At 70.3% G+C, this 16,541-nt stretch carries 12 protein-coding genes and 1 tRNA gene; 7 read left to right on the top strand and 6 right to left on the bottom strand.

Annotation, left to right across the window (positions count from 1 at the left end; translation table 11 throughout):
- Positions 1-136: 136 nt before the first annotated feature.
- The 4 genes from AC2D9U_RS14680 to AC2D9U_RS14665 all read right to left on the bottom strand — a co-directional run bounded on the left by AC2D9U_RS14680 (position 137) and on the right by AC2D9U_RS14665 (position 5,017).
- Positions 137-1,252 carry a WcbI family polysaccharide biosynthesis putative acetyltransferase gene (locus AC2D9U_RS14680; RefSeq protein ID WP_484750197.1) on the bottom strand — a complete coding sequence of 372 codons (1,116 nt, stop codon included), beginning with the start codon at positions 1,250-1,252 and terminating at the stop codon, positions 137-139.
- A 108-nt stretch (positions 1,253-1,360) separates the two neighbouring features.
- The gene (locus AC2D9U_RS14675) at positions 1,361-1,951 is read right to left on the bottom strand and encodes a hypothetical protein (RefSeq protein WP_484750195.1); all 591 of its coding nucleotides are present in this window, start codon (positions 1,949-1,951) and stop codon (positions 1,361-1,363) included.
- 14 nt (positions 1,952-1,965) lie between these two features.
- Entirely contained in the window at positions 1,966-2,589 is a 624-nt protein-coding gene (locus tag AC2D9U_RS14670) for a class I SAM-dependent methyltransferase (protein ID WP_484750193.1), read from the bottom strand.
- A gap of 28 nt (positions 2,590-2,617) precedes the next feature.
- Entirely contained in the window at positions 2,618-5,017 is a 2,400-nt protein-coding gene (locus AC2D9U_RS14665) for a polysaccharide pyruvyl transferase family protein (RefSeq protein ID WP_484750191.1), read from the bottom strand.
- Between the two features lie 410 nt (positions 5,018-5,427).
- Between AC2D9U_RS14665 and AC2D9U_RS14660 the strand changes: the two genes are divergently transcribed.
- On the top strand, positions 5,428-7,275 hold the full coding sequence (locus tag AC2D9U_RS14660) for a polysaccharide pyruvyl transferase family protein (protein WP_484750189.1): 1,848 nt from the start codon (positions 5,428-5,430) through the stop codon (positions 7,273-7,275).
- A gap of 93 nt (positions 7,276-7,368) precedes the next feature.
- Here the strand turns inward: AC2D9U_RS14660 and AC2D9U_RS14655 are convergent.
- Positions 7,369-7,442 (bottom strand) — tRNA-Gln (locus AC2D9U_RS14655).
- Positions 7,443-7,649: 207 nt separating this feature from the next.
- Here AC2D9U_RS14655 and AC2D9U_RS14650 point away from each other — a divergent pair.
- The 4 genes from AC2D9U_RS14650 to guaB all read left to right on the top strand — a co-directional run bounded on the left by AC2D9U_RS14650 (position 7,650) and on the right by guaB (position 13,459).
- Positions 7,650-8,660, top strand: a complete 1,011-nt coding sequence (locus AC2D9U_RS14650) for a Ppx/GppA phosphatase family protein (RefSeq protein ID WP_484750187.1) — start codon at positions 7,650-7,652, stop codon at positions 8,658-8,660.
- A gap of 316 nt (positions 8,661-8,976) precedes the next feature.
- Positions 8,977-9,666 (top strand): RlmE family RNA methyltransferase, encoded by a 690-nt coding sequence (locus AC2D9U_RS14645; RefSeq protein ID WP_484750185.1) that lies wholly within the window; start codon positions 8,977-8,979, stop codon positions 9,664-9,666.
- 131 nt (positions 9,667-9,797) lie between these two features.
- Positions 9,798-11,816, top strand: a complete 2,019-nt coding sequence (locus tag AC2D9U_RS14640; protein ID WP_484750184.1) for a calcium-binding protein — start codon at positions 9,798-9,800, stop codon at positions 11,814-11,816.
- Between the two features lie 116 nt (positions 11,817-11,932).
- On the top strand, positions 11,933-13,459 hold the full coding sequence (gene guaB, locus AC2D9U_RS14635) for an IMP dehydrogenase (protein WP_484750182.1): 1,527 nt from the start codon (positions 11,933-11,935) through the stop codon (positions 13,457-13,459).
- A 3-nt stretch (positions 13,460-13,462) separates the two neighbouring features.
- Here guaB and AC2D9U_RS14630 read toward each other — a convergent pair whose 3' ends face one another.
- Positions 13,463-14,287, bottom strand: coding sequence for an SPOR domain-containing protein (locus tag AC2D9U_RS14630; RefSeq protein ID WP_484750180.1), 825 nt, complete (start codon positions 14,285-14,287; stop codon positions 13,463-13,465).
- A 203-nt stretch (positions 14,288-14,490) separates the two neighbouring features.
- Between AC2D9U_RS14630 and AC2D9U_RS14625 the strand changes: the two genes are divergently transcribed.
- Together AC2D9U_RS14625 and AC2D9U_RS14620 are read left to right on the top strand one after the other, a co-directional pair.
- Positions 14,491-15,804 (top strand): RsmB/NOP family class I SAM-dependent RNA methyltransferase, encoded by a 1,314-nt coding sequence (locus AC2D9U_RS14625; RefSeq protein ID WP_484750179.1) that lies wholly within the window; start codon positions 14,491-14,493, stop codon positions 15,802-15,804.
- A gap of 34 nt (positions 15,805-15,838) precedes the next feature.
- The gene (locus tag AC2D9U_RS14620) at positions 15,839-16,417 is read left to right on the top strand and encodes a GNAT family N-acetyltransferase (protein ID WP_484750177.1); all 579 of its coding nucleotides are present in this window, start codon (positions 15,839-15,841) and stop codon (positions 16,415-16,417) included.
- Positions 16,418-16,541 lie beyond the last annotated feature (124 nt).

Genomic DNA, 16,541 nt, shown 5'->3' with positions numbered 1-16,541 from the left:
GGTGACCTTCCGGCTCCGGCTGTCCCCAGATCCCGGAGCGCTGTCTGCCCTGCCGGGCAGACGGCCTGTCATATATAACATTGTTTTTATTGAAAAACCCTGATCGGGCCACACCATCTCATCGGAAAGGCCACTATTACTTTGGGGGGGGATCGGATGCCGGCGGGGGCGGGTCGGTGATCGCGGCCACGGCCTTGTATTGTGCAATGCTCGTCGCCTCGTCATCGGCGCTGGCTCTGAGGTTCTGCGTCAATGTCCAGTGCGGCGGATAGATCTCCACGGCCTTGCCGCGCAGCTTCTGCACACCGGGAGAGCCGGCAATCGCGCCCAGGACCTCGAAGCGCCGATAGGGCGGGCGGTCATCACCCTTCAGCCGGCGCAGCAACAGCCGTGTGCCGACAGCCGCACTGACTGCCTTGCCGTCCCGCAAAAGGCGCGTCCCGGCGCGTGCGGTCGCGAAGCTCAGGTCGGTCTTGTAGAAATGCAGCTTCATCCAGTCGCCGAGCGGGATCATGTTCGCACCTGTGAGTGACACGGCCTCGAAATCGCCGGAGCGGAATTCGAGGCCGAGGGCGCGCGCCACGTAGGGAAGGATGGGCAGTTGAAGGCCCGGCTGAACCTCCTGCGCGGTCTCGTAGAAACTATGGTCCACCCGGCAGCCGATCGCGGATTCGATCATCCGGACCAGATACTGGTAGAGCGGCGTCGAGGGATGGTCGGGTGTACGGAACAACCGCCGCTGCCGGTAATTCGCCAGGATGTAGTCCGAGACGGGCAGGTCGACATCGGCCTCCAGCCGACGGAGGAACCTGTTCGTCATGTCCAGGTGTTCCTGCGCCTGCTCGACCAGCGCCTCGCCCTGGAAGACGGCCTCGCGAAAGCGCTCGAAATCATCGGTGGCGCCGGGCAGGCCCTCGAGGTTGCTCGGCCACCACCCAGTGTACCAAGGGAAGATCGCCTTGGTGAACTTCGGGAAATACCCCTCCCATTGCAGCCAGGGGTATTTGAGGAACTTCACGCCATGCGCCTTGAGGAAGGCCTCGAGATGCGTCGTGTTGTAATCCTCCTTGTTGAGGATCGGGTTGAAGATCACCCAGTCGAAGGATTTGAAGTCCTCATAGGGGACAGGGATCCGGTCGCGGATCAGGCGGAAGTTGGTCAGATGCGCGACCTGTTCCACATCCTTGCCGAATTCCTCGAAGATGCGCCGCAGGGCGGAGGCGTGACAGCCTCCATAGAACAGGATCCGCATGATCGATTCCTCCGCACGGCGCCGGACCGCGATTCTGGCATAAGGGCGCTTGCGGGCCCTTGGCAAGGCCGGGCGCCGCGGCTTGGCTGGCCGCGCGCCAAGGAGCCATCAAAGCTTAGGCCGCGCGCGGTGTAGTTCCTCGCGCAGCGCGTCCCGCCAATCGGGGGGTACGCAGAGGATCACATCGTCGAACACCACCGCGAAGCGTGAAGGAGCGGTGCAGGCGTGACGCAGCACCGTCTGCAGGTCCGGCCAGAGCCGCCAATCGAAGGGCGGCGGCGGGGGGGAGAGGAAGCCGCGCGCATCGTCGATCAGCACCAGCGCCGGCAGACCCCAGCGATTGATCGCCGCAAGTTCCTCGAGCAGGGGGCAGTCATCGCCCGCGCCGAAATAGCCCCCGCCCTTGTGGGCATCGAGCCAGAAGACCGCGGGGCGGTCCGTCATCGCCAGGATCGGCGGCAGGCAGGCACGGCTGTCGCCGAGATGCAGCGTGACATGGCTGAGGTCCCGCAGCGCCGCGCCGGTCGCCGCATGCGTCTCCGGCACGATCTCGATGCTCTCCACCCGGGCGAAGCGTTCGGCTGCCCAGCGGGTCGTGTCGCCACGCCAGGTGCCGGTCTCGATGAAGCTGTCGAGGCCGTATCGTGCCGCGAGGCGTTCCACCACCTGCGCGAGCGTCTTCGAAGGCAGCGTTCCCATGCGGTGATCCTGATTCAGCCTGCGGGCGGCGGGAAGGTGATCTGCCCGATGTAAGGGGTAAAGCTGCGCTTCGACCCGGTCGTGGTGAGGCGCAGCAGCGTGCCGCCGGCTTCCTCCATGGCGGCCATGATCCCGGAGAGGGTGAAGTCGCTTAGCCAGCCCATGCGAAGCCGCGCCTCGGTGCTGGTTGCGCCCGACTGGGCGCTCACGCTGTAGGTGAAGATCAGTTCCGGTCCGCAGCGCCGCGTGCCCGCCATGAAGGCCCGCACGTCATGGATGTATTCCAGCAGCCCCAGCGCCACCACGACATCGGCCGTCACCGCCGGCCAGAGCCCCTGGTTCAGGTCGATCAGATGTGTGTCCTCGGACCGCTTGACGAGATCCGCCGGGATGTAGGTGCAGCCCTCGGGCAGGAAATGCCGCAGGCTCATCGTGCCGCAGCCGAGGTCGAGCACCCGGCTGCCCGGTCGTATGAGGCGTGCGGCCCATCGCGCCCGGTGATCCCAGGCCATGCGTGCCGGCGGCGCGGTGGACCATCGCGCCATATCGCTCTGGCCCGTGGCGATCAGGTTGAGCAGGCGCGCGCGTTCCTCGGGCGAGATGCCGGCCGCGCTCGGTCCGACGGGAGGCGTGCTCACCCAAGCCCGCCTTGCGCCGTGCGGACGCTCAATCCTCCTCGCCCTTGCGGCCGGCATCGCCGGCACCAGGCTTGCCAGGTGCGACGACCTGGATGGACTGGATGCAGACCGTGAGCGGATCCTCCAGCACCCCGACATTCAGGGAGGCCGGGGAGACCGCATGCTTCGCAACCGACTCGATGCGCAGGAAATGGTCCTCGAGCAAGCTCTCATCGATCGGCACGCGCACGACGCGGCTTTCCACGTCGCCCTTCGCCCAGCGCAGCTTGAACTGCATCCGCCCCGCAATGGTCAGGTCGATCTGCTGCGGGCTGGGCAGGCTCGGGTGGTTGAAGGGGCGCACGGTCAGCGCAAGGCTCATGCCCTTCGCCCCGTCCAGCGCCACCCGCAGGCCGCAGCCGGACTCGCGGCCGAGCAGCCAGAAACCGTCCGAGCCGATGCGCCCCGACCCCTCGCGCCAGCCGATGATGTTGGGTACCGGCACCTCGCTGCCGCGCACCGGCAGGTATTCGTTGCCCGCGCGCAGGCCGAAGGCCTCCACCGTCAGGCCTGCCAGTGCGTCATGCGGAAAGGTCGCCAGATAGGCATCGGGGCGCAGCACGGGCAGCGGCATCGGCGTGCCGCGCATCGCATCCTGCACGGTGTCGAAGCATTTCACCTGGTAGCGGCCCGTGCCGTAGTAGTAGTCGTAGAACTTGTAGTCGTTCTCGCCGCCGATCGACTTCAGCCAATAGGCCGGGATGCCGAGGCTTTCCGCGAAGATCACGCCGTGCAGCGAGCTGGAATAGACCGCCTCCGCCCCCAGCATGCGCTCCACCATTTCCTGTGGCGTGCAGTCCACGGTCAGGAAGCAGTGGTGCAGGTCCTTGTAGATGCGCCGCATCAGCAGGTCGTCGCGGTAGTGCGGGATGATGCGGAAGGGGCCCATGCGCTGGTTGCGCGCCACGTCATAGGCGGCGATTTCCTGGGCGTAGAGCTGCTTGACGAGGCAGCCCGGGTCGAACACCTCGACCACCTTGCTCACGTCGAACTTCGCCTCGCGCAGGAAATCGAGCGTCAGCGGGCCGCGCACGGCGCGGATGTCGAGCGTCTTGACGGAGGGGTGCATGGCGCGCGCCGTGCCCTTGACGCCCGAGCCCCAGATCACGTCGCCATTGCGCGCTGTGTGCAGCACCGAGCCGATGGAGACGACCTTGCGCCGGCCCGCCGCGGGCTCCGAGGTCTTGACCCCGCCGACGCGCTCGAAGATGTCGCGGGAGGCGATGTCGCCAAAATTCCCCGTCTTGAAGCGGCGTGAGCCAGCATCGCCGTCGAAGCGCTTGTCGCGCGTGTCCCACCAGAACAGCGGCACGCCAACGGCCTCATGCTTGCCGAACAGGCCCTCGGCCGGCGGGCGGTAGTCCACCGGCGTCATCTGAAGGCTCAGCGCGCCGGTCTGCACCGGCTTCAGCTCGGCCTCGATGGTCGCCAGCGGGATGCGGGCGATGGCCAGGTTCTCGTCGTTGATGCCGTAGGAGATGACGGCGTCTGTGCCCTCCAGCACCAGGCCGCAGGGATAGACGACGGAGTAGACCTCCTTGTTCAGCGGCTTGAACTCGAATCCCTCGATCCCGGCCATGCTGAGCTCGATGGGGCGCGAGACGCTGCGCAGGACCTTGAAGGGCGCCTCGGGGCTGAATTCATAGACCGCCATCTCGTAGCGGCGGCCCTCGGGCAGCTTGAAGCTCGAATGGATGACCGAAAGCATCGTGCGCCGGCCGTCGGGGCGGGTGTAGGCCACCGGCTGCGCACCGCCGCGCATCACGCCGAAGATGTCGGAATACTCGTTCTCCCAGTCCAGATCAGCGACCGGCTGGCAGGGCACTTCCGCGGGGTTCGACAGGTCGGCGAGCAGCACGACATGCGGCCAGATGGAGTAGACGACATAGACCCGGCCATCGGCCTCGAAGAGCATCCAGTTCTTCTCGGTCGAGCGGCGGTCCATGCCATAGAGCACCAGTTCGCGCGCCGGGCCGGCGGGGGTGGTGCCGTCCTCGTTCATCTCCATGATGAACTGACGGTTGATCGGGCGGTTGCCGCCATCGTTCCAGGTGACGTAGAGCCGCCCCTGGAGCCGCTGGTAGCGCGGGTCCGCGTGCCAGGTCAGGGACCGTTCGTTCAGGCCTTCCGTCCGCGCGAAGGTGATGTGCTCGCTCAGCGCCACGACCGAGCCGGGCACGACGCGCATCTCCTGATCCAGACGGCAGGTCGCGAGACCGCGGAAGCTGCCATCCGGCGGGGCCATGCGGTAGCACATGGCATAGCCGCCCGGGCGCTCGACCAGGGTCGGGTTGAAGACGAGTTGCCCGTTCGGCACGTGATGGCGCCAGGCCTCGGGGACCAGATCTGCCTTGTCGAAGCTGTAGAGGGCCTTGTCGGGACCAGACATCATCCAGGGCACCGTCTCTGTGTGCTGGCGCCAATCGCCATGCCTTAGCGGAGCGACCTCATAGGGGGGTGATCCAGGCAAGTCGAGGGGGCAATACAACCGCAGATCCGGGACCCGGTCCCTTCTGCTCCCGAGCAACGCAGGCCTGCCCAGGCAGGCGGCAGAAGTTGCTGGCAGGTGCAGAAGCGGGGTTCACTTGAACGCGACGTGCTGCATCAGCAAGTGATTGAAGGGGGCGGGGTCAGCAGACACCGCTCCGGTGCGTGCCGATCGGGCTGCCAGGCCGCATCCTCCCGCTTGCGCCGCGATCTGGTAAGCTGTCCCGGCGGGACGCTGGCCGCACCGGCCTGCTCAAGCTTCGTCAATCACGCCATGGGAACAGGTGGGCCGCATACGAGATGGGTGACGCCGTGACCGAAGAGACAGGCCAGACCGAGGCGCCGGCGGGCGGCTTTCCCGTGATCGTCAGCTTCTATGCGGGTGCTGCCTACTATCATGAGTCGGCCGCTCGGCTGCGTGCGCAGTGCACGGCGCTGGGCATTGCCCATGACATCCGCGAACTGACGGCGGACCCCGGCGAGGATTGGCTCGACATCTGCCGCCGCAAGGTTGCCTTCATGCGCGCCATGCTGGACGCCCATCGCCGCCCGGTGCTCTGGGTGGATGTGGATTGCCAGATCCTGCGCGCGCCGGAGATGTCCTTCGGCGCCGGCATCGACCTCTTCGGGCTGCTCCGCCAGGGTGCCTACCTGCCGGAGTTCGACCCGGTGCTGCGCCCGCGGCTTCTGGTGCCGAGCGTGCTGGGCTTTGGCTATACCGAACCGGCGCGCGCCTTCCTTGCCCTGGCGGAAGAGATCGCGACGCAGGAGGCCGGCAAGGTCACCGACGACTGGGTGTTCCAGGAGGCGCTGAAGCGCTTCGGGCCGCGGCTGCGCTTCGCGCTGTTCCGGCCGGGCGACGTCGATATGGGTTATGGCCCGCCCTACGTGGCGCCGGCGGAGGCCTTCGTCGCACTCGGCCACAGCGGCAATGTCGGCCAGTTCCGTGACCAGGCGCTGCAACATAGCGCCCCGATGTTCGAACTCGGCCGGCAGAAGGCGCTCCTGGCCGAGGCTGCGCGCGCCGCCGCCAAGTCCAACGACCGCGACGCAGCGCTGGCGCTCTACCGGCGCATCCTCGCAATCGACCCCGAGGATGCGCCCGCCTATGAGCGCGTGCTCTCGATCCTGCTGCGCAACCGCGACGAGCGGCGCTTCACGCATCTGGTCCGCCGTGGCCTCGACTCGCCGGGGCTGCGCGCCATCGCGGAGGAGATGCGCCTGCGCGCGGCCATCGAGGCGGGTGACGAGGGGCGCACGCAGCGGCTGTTCAAGCTGGCGCAGCAGGAGAAGTCCGCCGCCTTGCCCCGGATGGAAAGCCGCATGGTGCGCGCCGACCTCGATTTCCGTGCCGCGCGCGCCGGGCTGACGGATGCCGATCGTGTGGCGATGTGGTGGATGGAGACACCCTATCCGGGCAATCTCGGCGACATCATCAACCCCTACATCATCGAGCGCCTGAATGGCCGCCCGCCGCGCTTCGTGGCGAAGGGGGAGCGGCTGTTGGCGGTGGGCTCCATCATCAAGTTTGCCGATGCCGAGGCCACGGTCTATGGCGCCGGCGCCTCCCGCGAGGCGACCGAGGTCAGCCCCCAGGCACGCTTCTGCGCGGTGCGCGGCCCGCTGACCCGCAAGATCGTTTTGGCGAGCGGGGCGAACTGCCCGGAGGTCTATGGCGACCTCGCCTGGCTGTTGCCGCGCCTTTACGCGCCGGCGGTCGCCAAGCGCCATCGTCTGGGGCTGATCCTGCACCACGTGCATGAGGACCTGCCGGCCCGCATCGGCCGGGGCGTGCACCAGATCTCCATCCGGCGTTGCGGCTATGCGCAGATCGAGAAGTTCATCCGCCAGATGCTGAGCTGCGAGGCCATCATCTCAACCTCGCTGCACGGAGTCATCATCGCGCATGCCTATGGGATTCCCGTGCGCTTCGCGACCTCCAGCGGCTCGGCCGGGCAGATCGCGGGCGATGGGCTGAAGTTCCAGGACTATTTCCTCTCGGTCGGGCGGGATTGTCCCGAGCCGCTGGATCTTTGGCCCCTGCAGGAGATCACCACGGAACTCGCCGCGTCCTGCGTGGACAACCCGGCGCGGCCGATCGATGTCGAGGCGCTGGTCGCCGCCGCGCCCTTTCCCACACCCGGCTGGACCAGCCGCTGACGCGCGCGCCGCGCGCATTCGGTAGGGATGCCTGAGGCGCTTCAGGCCCGCGACGCTCAAAACAAGGTGTGGACTGTGCCGGATCGGCGGCGGTGGCTGGGGGACCTGGATTCGAACCAAGACTGACCGAGTCAGAGTCGGTAGTTCTACCGTTAAACTATCCCCCAGCAGGCCACCGGGCCGCGCGGGAGGCGGGAGCTACCATGCTCGCCCGTGGCAGGCAAGAGGGGGCGCCCTGCGGTGTCGCCTGTCATCGATCCGTCCGAAATGGCTTGCTCGCGGCACGCGCGCGACCAATCATGGCGCTCGGGGGGCCTTGGCCCCTGGGAAATCCCATGCCTGACGATGCCGCGCCGCCGACCGCTTGCCCTGCCGTGACGCCCAGCGCGTGCGCGCAGGTTCTGGCTGCGCTGGATCTCGGCACGAATAATTGCCGGTTGCTGATGGGCGTGCCCGCCTCGGGCGGTGGGTTTCGCGTGGTGGACAGTTTCAGCCGGATCGTGCGCCTCGGCGAGGGGTTGGCCGCCACCGGCCGGCTCAGCGAAGCCGCGCAGGAGCGTGCGTTGCTCGCCCTTCAGGCCTGCGCCCAGAAGCTTGCCCGCCGCCCCGTCCGTGCGCTGCAGGCGGTGGCGACCGAGGCCTGTCGCCGCGCCGAGAACGGGCCGGCCTTCCTCGATCGCGTGGCGCGCGAGACCGGGCTGCGCCTGCGCGTCATCTCGCCGCGCGAGGAGGCGGAGCTGGCCATGGAGGCCTGCGCCCCGCTGCTCGGCCCCGAGGACCGGCGCGCCCTGCTCTTCGACATCGGCGGCGGCTCCACCGAGATCGCCTGGATCCGCCGCGCCCCGGGCGCCGCCGTGCCGGAACTGGTGGGCTACATCTCGGTGCCTGTGGGCGTGGTCACGCTCTCCGAGCGCGGCGGGCCCTCCTGCTTCACCGAGGCCGGCTTCCACGCCGTGGTCGATGAGGTCGCCGCCCGGCTCGCGGATTTCGATGCTGTCCACCGAATCGCGCAGGAGATCCGGGCCGGCGGGGTGCGGCTGATGGGCACCTCGGGCACCGTCACCACGCTGGCGGGCGTGGCCATGGCGCTGCCGCGCTACCGCCGCCCGCTGGTCGATGGCCAGACGCTGGAGGCCACCGCCGCCGATCATGCGCTGGGGGAGCTCTTCGCCCTGGGGCGGGAGGGGCTGGCGGCGCATCCCTGCGTCGGCCAGGACCGGGTGGAGTTCGTTCTGCCCGGCTGCGCCGTCTATGCCGCCATCCGCCGGATCTGGCCGGTGCCGCGGCTGACCGTGGCCGATCGCGGCCTGCGCGAGGGCATCCTGATGCGCCTGCTGCGCGCCGAGCGCGCCGCCCCGCCGCGGCGCACCGTGGCGCGTGTCTAGAGCACGCTGCGTTCTGATGAACGCAGCTCGTGCTCTAGAAATCGTTGAATCTAGAGTAAGAAATGCGTTCAGCGTCGCGGCGGCGCCGCGACCCATCTGAACGCATATTGCTCTAGGGCCTGTGGACAGTTGGGGCCGGGATGCGGCCGGCGAGGGATTTTTTGCGCTGGGAAGGCGGACAGCGGAGCCGATGGCTATCCATCGGCGAGCATGGCCAACGCACCCAGCGCGAAAAAGCGCCGCCGGATGCGCCCGTAAACCAATTGTCCACAGGCCCTAGCCCGGCAGAGGCGGATCAGGCAGAAGCGCGCGACTGATGACAAAGCCCCCCAAGCCTTCCGGCAACCGTCCGCTCGCCGAGCGCCTGCGCAGCGCCAAGGCGCGCACGCCGCAGAGCCAGCGCTGGCTCGAGCGCCAACTCAACGACCCCTACGTGAAGGAAGCCAAGGCGCGCGGCTTCCGCTCCCGCGCCGCCTTCAAGCTCGAGGAGCTGGACGCCAAGTATCACCTGCTCAAGCCCGGCGGGCGGGTGGTCGATCTCGGCGCCGCGCCGGGGGGCTGGACGCAGGTCTCGCTGGCGAAGGTGGGGGAGCGTGGGCGCGTGGTGGGCATCGACCTGCTGGCGATCCCACCCATCGCGGGTGCGACGCTGCTGCAGGGCGATTTCCAGGACCCCGAGCAGGAGGCGCGGGTGATCGCGGCCCTCCATGGCCAGGCGGACCTCGTGCTGTCCGACATGGCGCCCAACACCACCGGCCATGCCGCCACCGACCATCTGCGCATCATGGGCCTTGCCGAGATCGCGCTGGATTTCGCGCTGCGCGTGCTCGCACCCGGGGGCGGCTTCGTCGCCAAGGTCTTTGCTGGCGGGTCGGAGAAGGCCTTCCTGGATACGCTCAAGCGTAGCTTCGCCGTGGTGCGCCACGCCAAGCCGCCGGCCAGCCGCAAGGATTCGGCCGAGCTCTATGTGGTGGCGACGGGGCTGAAGCCACGCCCGCCGGGTTGAGCGGGCGGCATCGCCACAGGGCAAGCGCGCAGAGCCTGCCCCATTTTCAACTTCTGGTTTCCGTTTCGCTTCAGGCTGGTTAACCTCCGCCCTGTCCCCGCGCCGTGGCGCCGGGAGAGGAGGTCCGCGTCATGCCCGTCATCCTCGGCACCCCCCTGGCCGATACGCTGCGCGGCAGCACGGCGGCCGACACGCTGGCCGGCGGCGATGGCCATGACACGCTCTTCGGCGCCGCCGGCGACGATGTGCTCGAGGGCGGGGCGGGCAACGACATCCTCAACGGCCAGACGGGGGCCGACCGGATGGAGGGCGGGCTCGGCGACGACTACTACAACCTCGCCGAGGCCGGGGATTCGGTGATCGAGCAGGCGGGGCAGGGCTTCGATACGGTGCGCGTCACCGGCCTCGCCTCCTTCATCCTGCCCGCCCATGTCGAGGCGCTGCTGGTGGTGGGCGTGGCCGCCTTCCTCGGCGTGGGCAATGGCCTCGACAATGTGCTGACCGGGGGGACGGGTGCGGACCGGCTGATGGGGCTGGAGGGGGCGGATACGCTGCTGGGCGGCGCGGGCTCCGACCAGCTCGAAGGCGGCGCGGGCGACGATGTGCTGAACGGCAACGCCGGCGCGGATGTCATGCAGGGCGGCGCGGGCGATGACTTCTACAATGTGGACGATGCCGGCGACCAGGTGGTGGAGAGCGCCGGCGAGGGCACGGACAAGGTCCGCGTCACGGGCCTGGCCGCCTTCACCCTGGCCGCGGCGGTGGAGCACCTGCTCTTTGTCGGCGGCACCGGCTTCCAGGGCACCGGCAATGCGGCCTCCAACCTGATCGAAAGCGATGCGGGCGCGGATGTGCTGCGGGGCCTGGAGGGCCAGGACACGCTGCGCGGCGGCGGTGGCAATGACGTGCTGGAGGGCGGGGACGACCGCGACCGCCTGCTGGGCGAGGCCGGCGCCGATACGCTCGATGGCGGGGCGGGCGAGGATGTCGCCTGGGGCGGGGCGGGGGCGGATCTGCTCCTGGGTGCTGCGGGGCGGGACACGCTGCTGGGGGGCAGCGAGGCCGACACGCTGCTCGGCGGCAGTGAGGCCGACAGCCTGCTCGGTGAGGCCGGCGCCGACCTCCTGGCCGGCGAGGCGGGCGAGGACCGGCTCGATGGCGGGGAGGGCGATGACACGCTGCGCGGCGGCGAGGGCCAGGACGCGCTGCGCGGCGATCTCGGCGATGACCACCTCGAGGGCGGGGCGGGCAACGACACGCTGCTGGGCGGTGCGGGCGCGGATACCATGGCCGGCGGGGCGGGCGACGATTACTACCAGCTCGACGACCTCGGCGACCGGGTGATCGAACTGGCGGGCGAGGGCTATGACCGCGTCACCATCGCCGGCATCGGCGCCTTCACCCTGCCGGACGCGATCGAGGCGCTGGTGGTGGCCGGCGCCAGCGCCGCGACCGTGATCGGCAATGCGCTCGACAACCGGCTTGTCGGCGGGGCCGGCGCGGACCGGCTGGAGGGGCGGGACGGGCAGGACATGCTCAATGGCGGCGCGGGGGCCGACACGCTGCTGGGCGGGGCGGGCAACGACCAGGTCTTCGGCCTCGACGATGCCGACCTGATCGAGGGCGGCGCGGGGCTCGACGTGCTGCGCGGCGGCGCCGGGGGCGACACGATCCGCGGCGAGGCCGAGGACGACGACATCGAAGGCGAAGCGGGTGACGATTGGCTCGACGGCGGGGAGGGCGTGGATGTGCTCCGTGGCGGGCCGGGCGCCGATACGCTGCAGGGCGGGCTCGGCGCGGATAGGCTGATCGGCAATGAGGGGACGGACATCTTCCTCTTCGCCGCCGCGGCCGAAGGCGGCGACCTGATCATCCGCTACGAAGGCGCGCAGGATGGCATCGCCATCTCCGCCGCCGGCTTCGGGGGGGGCCTGGTGGCGGGCGAGGCGCTGGTGATGGGCGAGACCTATATCGAGAACACCACGGGCCTGGCCAATGCGCTCGATGGCACGGCGCAGTTCATCTACGAGTCCGATGCGCGGATCCTGCGCTGGGATGCGGATGGCGCGGGTGGGGCGGCGGCGGTGGTGATCGCGAGCTTCTCCCTGCCGAGCGGCTTCGGCATCGGCGAGATCGCGATCGTGGCGTAGGCCAGCGCCCCCTTTCACGCGATCGCCGCTTGCCCGGTTGGGGCCATCGGGTCTAGGGAGGGCCGCCAAGGCGGCGTGTCCCCGGCGCGCCCCGATCCCCCGACGAGGTTCGCGCCATGGCCCCCGACAGCATCGCCCCCGCCACCACGAATGCCCCCACGGACGCCCGGGCGAGCCGCATCACCTTCGAGGAAGCCTTCGCCTTCGACGACGTGCTGTTGGTGCCTGCCTATTCCACCGTGCTGCCGAGCGAGACCGAGACCCGCACGCGCCTCACTCGGGAAATCTCGCTCAACATCCCGCTCATCGCCGCGGCGATGGACACGGTGACGGAAGGGCCCATGGCCATCGCCATGGCGCAGTCGGGCGGCATCGGCGTGATCCACAAGAACCTCTCGCCGGAGGACCAGGCCGCCCAGGTGCGCCGGGTGAAGAAGTTCGAGAGCGGGATGGTGGTGAACCCGCTCACCATCCATCCCGACCAGACGCTCGCCGAGGTGCGCGCGCTGCAGGAAAGCCAGCGCATCAGCGGCATCCCGGTGGTCGAGCGCGGCTCGGGCCGGCTGGTCGGCATCATCACCAACCGCGACGTGCGCTTCGCCACCGACCCGAATCTGCGGGTCTATGAGTTGATGACGCGCGAGAACCTGGTCACCGCCCATGCCGATGTGACGCCCGACGCCGCGCGCGCCCTGCTGCACAAGCACCGGATCGAGAAGCTGCTGGTGGTGGATGACGCCTTCCGCTGCGTCGGCCTCGTCACGGTGAAGGACATGGACAAGGCGCAGGCCAACCCCAACGCGGTGAAGGATGCGATGGGCCGCCTGCGCGTCGCCGCCGCCACCGGCGTGGGCGAGGATGGCTACCGCCGCGCGAGCCTGCTGGTCGAGGCCGAGATCGACGTGATCGTGGTCGATACCGCGCATGGCCATTCCGGCGGCGTGCTGCGCGCCATCGAGCGCATCAAGCGCCTGTCCAACGCCGTGCAGGTGATCGCCGGCAATGTCGCCACGCCCGAGGGCGCGCTCGCGCTGATCGAGGCCGGGGCGGATGCGGTGAAGATCGGCATAGGGCCGGGCTCCATCTGCACCACGCGCATCGTCGCGGGCGTCGGCGTGCCGCAGCTTACCGCCGTGATGGAGAGCGCCGCCGCCTGCCGCGAGCGCGGCGTGCCGGCGATTGCCGATGGCGGCATCCGGTCCTCCGGCGATGTCGCCAAGGCGATCGCGGCGGGGGCTGATTGCGTGATGATGGGCAGCGTCTTCGCCGGCACGGATGAGGCGCCGGGCGAGGTCTTCCTCTACCAGGGCCGCTCCTACAAATCCTATCGCGGCATGGGCTCGCTGGGGGCGATGGCGCGGGGTTCGGCGGATCGGTATTTCCAGGCCGAGGTCGCGGACAAGCTGAAGCTGGTGCCCGAGGGTGTGGAGGGCCGCGTGGGCTACAAGGGCCCGGTCGGCACGGTGATCCATCAGATGGTCGGCGGGCTGCGCGCGGCGATGGGCTATACCGGCAGTGCCACCATCGCCGACCTGCAGAAGAACGCCCGCTTCCGCCGCATCACCAATGCGGGGCTGCGCGAGAGCCATGTGCATGATGTGGCCGTGACGCGCGAGGCGCCGAACTACCGCCTGGAAGGGTAGGCGCTACCCCGAGACCCAGCAGGACGGCCCGCGGGCGCGCAGGGCCGCGCACCAGGCCTGCGCCGCCTCGACCGAGGCGAAGCCGCCCAGGCGCAGGCGGAAGATGGTGGGCTGGTCCGGCCGTTCCAGCGTCAGCACAAGGGGCGTGCGCCCCTCCGTCAGCTCCGGCACCTGCTGGGTGAGGCGCGCCCAATGGCGCATCGCCTCGGCCTCGCTGCCGGCCGCGACCAGTTGCACGCGCGGCCCCTCGCGTGCCTCGCGCGGCGGGGCGGGTACGGGCGTGGCGAGGGGGCGCGGGGCCGGTTCGGGCGGCGGCGCAACTGCGACGACGATGGGCGGGGCGGGCGGGGGTTCCGGTGCGGGCGCGGGGGCAGGCGCGGGTGCGGGCGCCTCGGTGACAGGGGCCGGGTCCGGTGGCGGCGGGGCCTGGGCGACAGCCGCGACGATGACCGGGGCGACGGCCACAGGGCTGTTGGCCGCGGGCGGAACGGCGACGGGGGCAGCGGCCACCGCAGTGGCCACCGGGGCAGGGGCGGGGGCAGGCGGCGCGATCGGCTCGGGCTCCGGCGCGGGCGGCGGCGCTGCGACCGGCAGTGTCACCGGCGGGGGCGCCGGCTCCGGGCGCGGCGGGGGCTGGCTGAGATCGGGCAGGTTCAGCGCGGCGAGGCGGCCGGGCAGGGCGGGGGGCATCACCATGCGTTCCACACCGCGTTCCACTGGCGCCGTGGCGGCCGAACCCAGCACCGGCGCCTGCCCGTCCACGGTGCAGGCCGCCAGCAACGCCAGGAGGCCAAGGCTCGGACCGGGTCGGATGGCGCTGACGCCCATGCAGTCGCTCCGCGGGCTCGGCTTGCGCAACCAGAGCGTCGGCGCGAGCATCCCCTCCGCATAAGGAATTTCGCCGCATCATGCCAGCGCCTGCCGTGACCACCCCGACATGCGACGCATGGCAGGCCCCCGCCGGCCGCGGTGGCACCCCGCGCCCGGCCGCCCCACCTGTGCCGCCTGCTTGACCTGAATCGGATCCCTGCATGACCCCCGCCGCGCGGCTCGCCGCCGCGATCGAGCTCCTGGCCGCGGTCGAGGCCGCGCCCCGCCGGCCGGCGGACGCCATCGCCCATGATTTCTTCCGCGCCCGCCGCTTCATCGGCAGTTCGGACCGCCGCAACGTCTCGGAACGTGCCTGGGGCGCGATCCGCCAGCGGCTGCGCCTCGCCTGGCATTTCGCCGCGCTCGGCGAGCCCAACCCCTCGGCGCGCCTGCTGCTCGCCGCCCATCTGCTGCTGGCCGAGGGCTGGGTGCTGGCCGGTGTCGAGCAGAACTACTCGGGCGAGCGCTTCGCCCCCACACCCCTGCTGCCGAGCGAGAAGGCGCTGCTCGAGCGCCTGGCCGGCCGGCCGCTGCTGCATCCGGACATGCCCGAGGGGCCGCGGCTGAACCTGCCCGACTGGGCGCTGCCCGGCCTGCGGAGGCGCTTCGGCGCCGACCTCGCCGCCGAGGCGGCCGCGATGGAAGAGGCCGCGCCGCTCGACCTGCGCGCCAATCTGCTGCGCGGGCCGCGCGAAGAGGCGCTGGCGGCGCTGACGGCGGCGGGCATCCCGGCCACCGCCACGCCCTATTCGCCCTGGGGCCTGCGCGTCGCCGACCGCCGCCCCGTCACCGCCACCGCCGCCTATGAGACCGGCCTGATCGAGGTGCAGGATGAGGGCAGCCAGCTCATCGCCCTGCTCACCGAGGCCCGGCCCGGCATGCGCGTGGCCGATTACTGCGCCGGCGCGGCGGGCAAGACGCTCGCCCTGGCCGCCGCGATGGAGAACAAGGGCCATATCGTCGCCTGCGATGTCTCCGCCACGCGGCTCGAAGGCGCGGTGCGGCGGCTGCGCCGGGCGGGCGTGAACAATGCCGAGCGCCACCTGCTCGAGCCCGGCGACAAGTGGCGCAAGCGCCAGGGCCGGAAGTTCGACCGCGTGCTGGTCGATGCCCCCTGCACCGGCAGCGGCACCTGGCGGCGCAACCCAGATGCGCGCATCCGCACCACGCCGCGCGACCTGGCCGAGCTGGTGGCGAAGCAGGCGATGATTCTCGAGGACGCATCAGAATTGGTGCGCGTCGGCGGCAGACTGGTCTACGCTACCTGCTCGCTCCTGCCGGAGGAGGACGAGATGCAGGTCGAAGCCTTCCTGCTGCGTCACCCCGACTTCGCGCCGGTACCGCTGCCGGCGCTGTGGGAGCGGCTTGTGCCCGGCGTCGCGGCGCCGGGAGAGGGGCCCTTCATGGCATTGTCGCCGGCGCGGCATGGAACGGACGGCTTCTTCGCCGCGGTGCTCGAGAGACGGGCGGCATGACCATGCCCACGCCCGCAGGCCTCGGGGCCGCGCGATGATCTCCATCCGCCGCGCCCGGCCGGGCGATGCGCTGGCGATCGCGCGCGTGCATGTCGCCGCCTGGCGCAGCGCCTATGCGGGCATCCTGGAGGATCACTACCTCTCCAACCTGTCGGAGACGCGACTCGCCGCCTTCTACCAGCGCGCCATCCTCGACCGGCGGGAGGGCCATGCGGTCTTCGTCGCCACCGCCGCGGGGCAGGACCAGCCCGGTGACCAGCCGGGGCCCGAAGCCGGGATCGTGGGCTTCGCCTCGGGCGGGCGCGCCCGGCGCCGCGGCCTGGGCGAGGGCGAGGTCGAGACCCTCTATGTGCTGGACGATTACCGCGACATCGGCGTGGGCCGGCGGCTGATGCGTGCCATGGCGGCGCATCTGCGCGCCATCGGCTGCAATTCGGCCATGGCCTGGGTGCTGCAGGACAACCCTTCCCGCTTCTTCTACCGCCACCTCGGCGGCCGGCCCGCGATGCATGAGGCGATCCGCGTGGCCGGGCAGGGGGTGGAGCAGATCGCGGTGCTGTGGGACCCGATCGACACGCTGCTGGCGGCGACCGCGCCGGTGAAGGAGAGCTGAGCGGTCCGATGATCGCAGGGCCGTAGGGCCCGGAGATCTGAATCGGACCGGCTGACAGGTCCGATGATCGCAGGGCCGTAGGGCCCGGAGATCTGAATCGGACCGCCTGACAGGGACTTGCGAC

Source organism: Roseomonas sp. TF40 (assembly GCF_057219975.1).
This window is presented reverse-complemented; position numbering and strand designations above follow the sequence as displayed.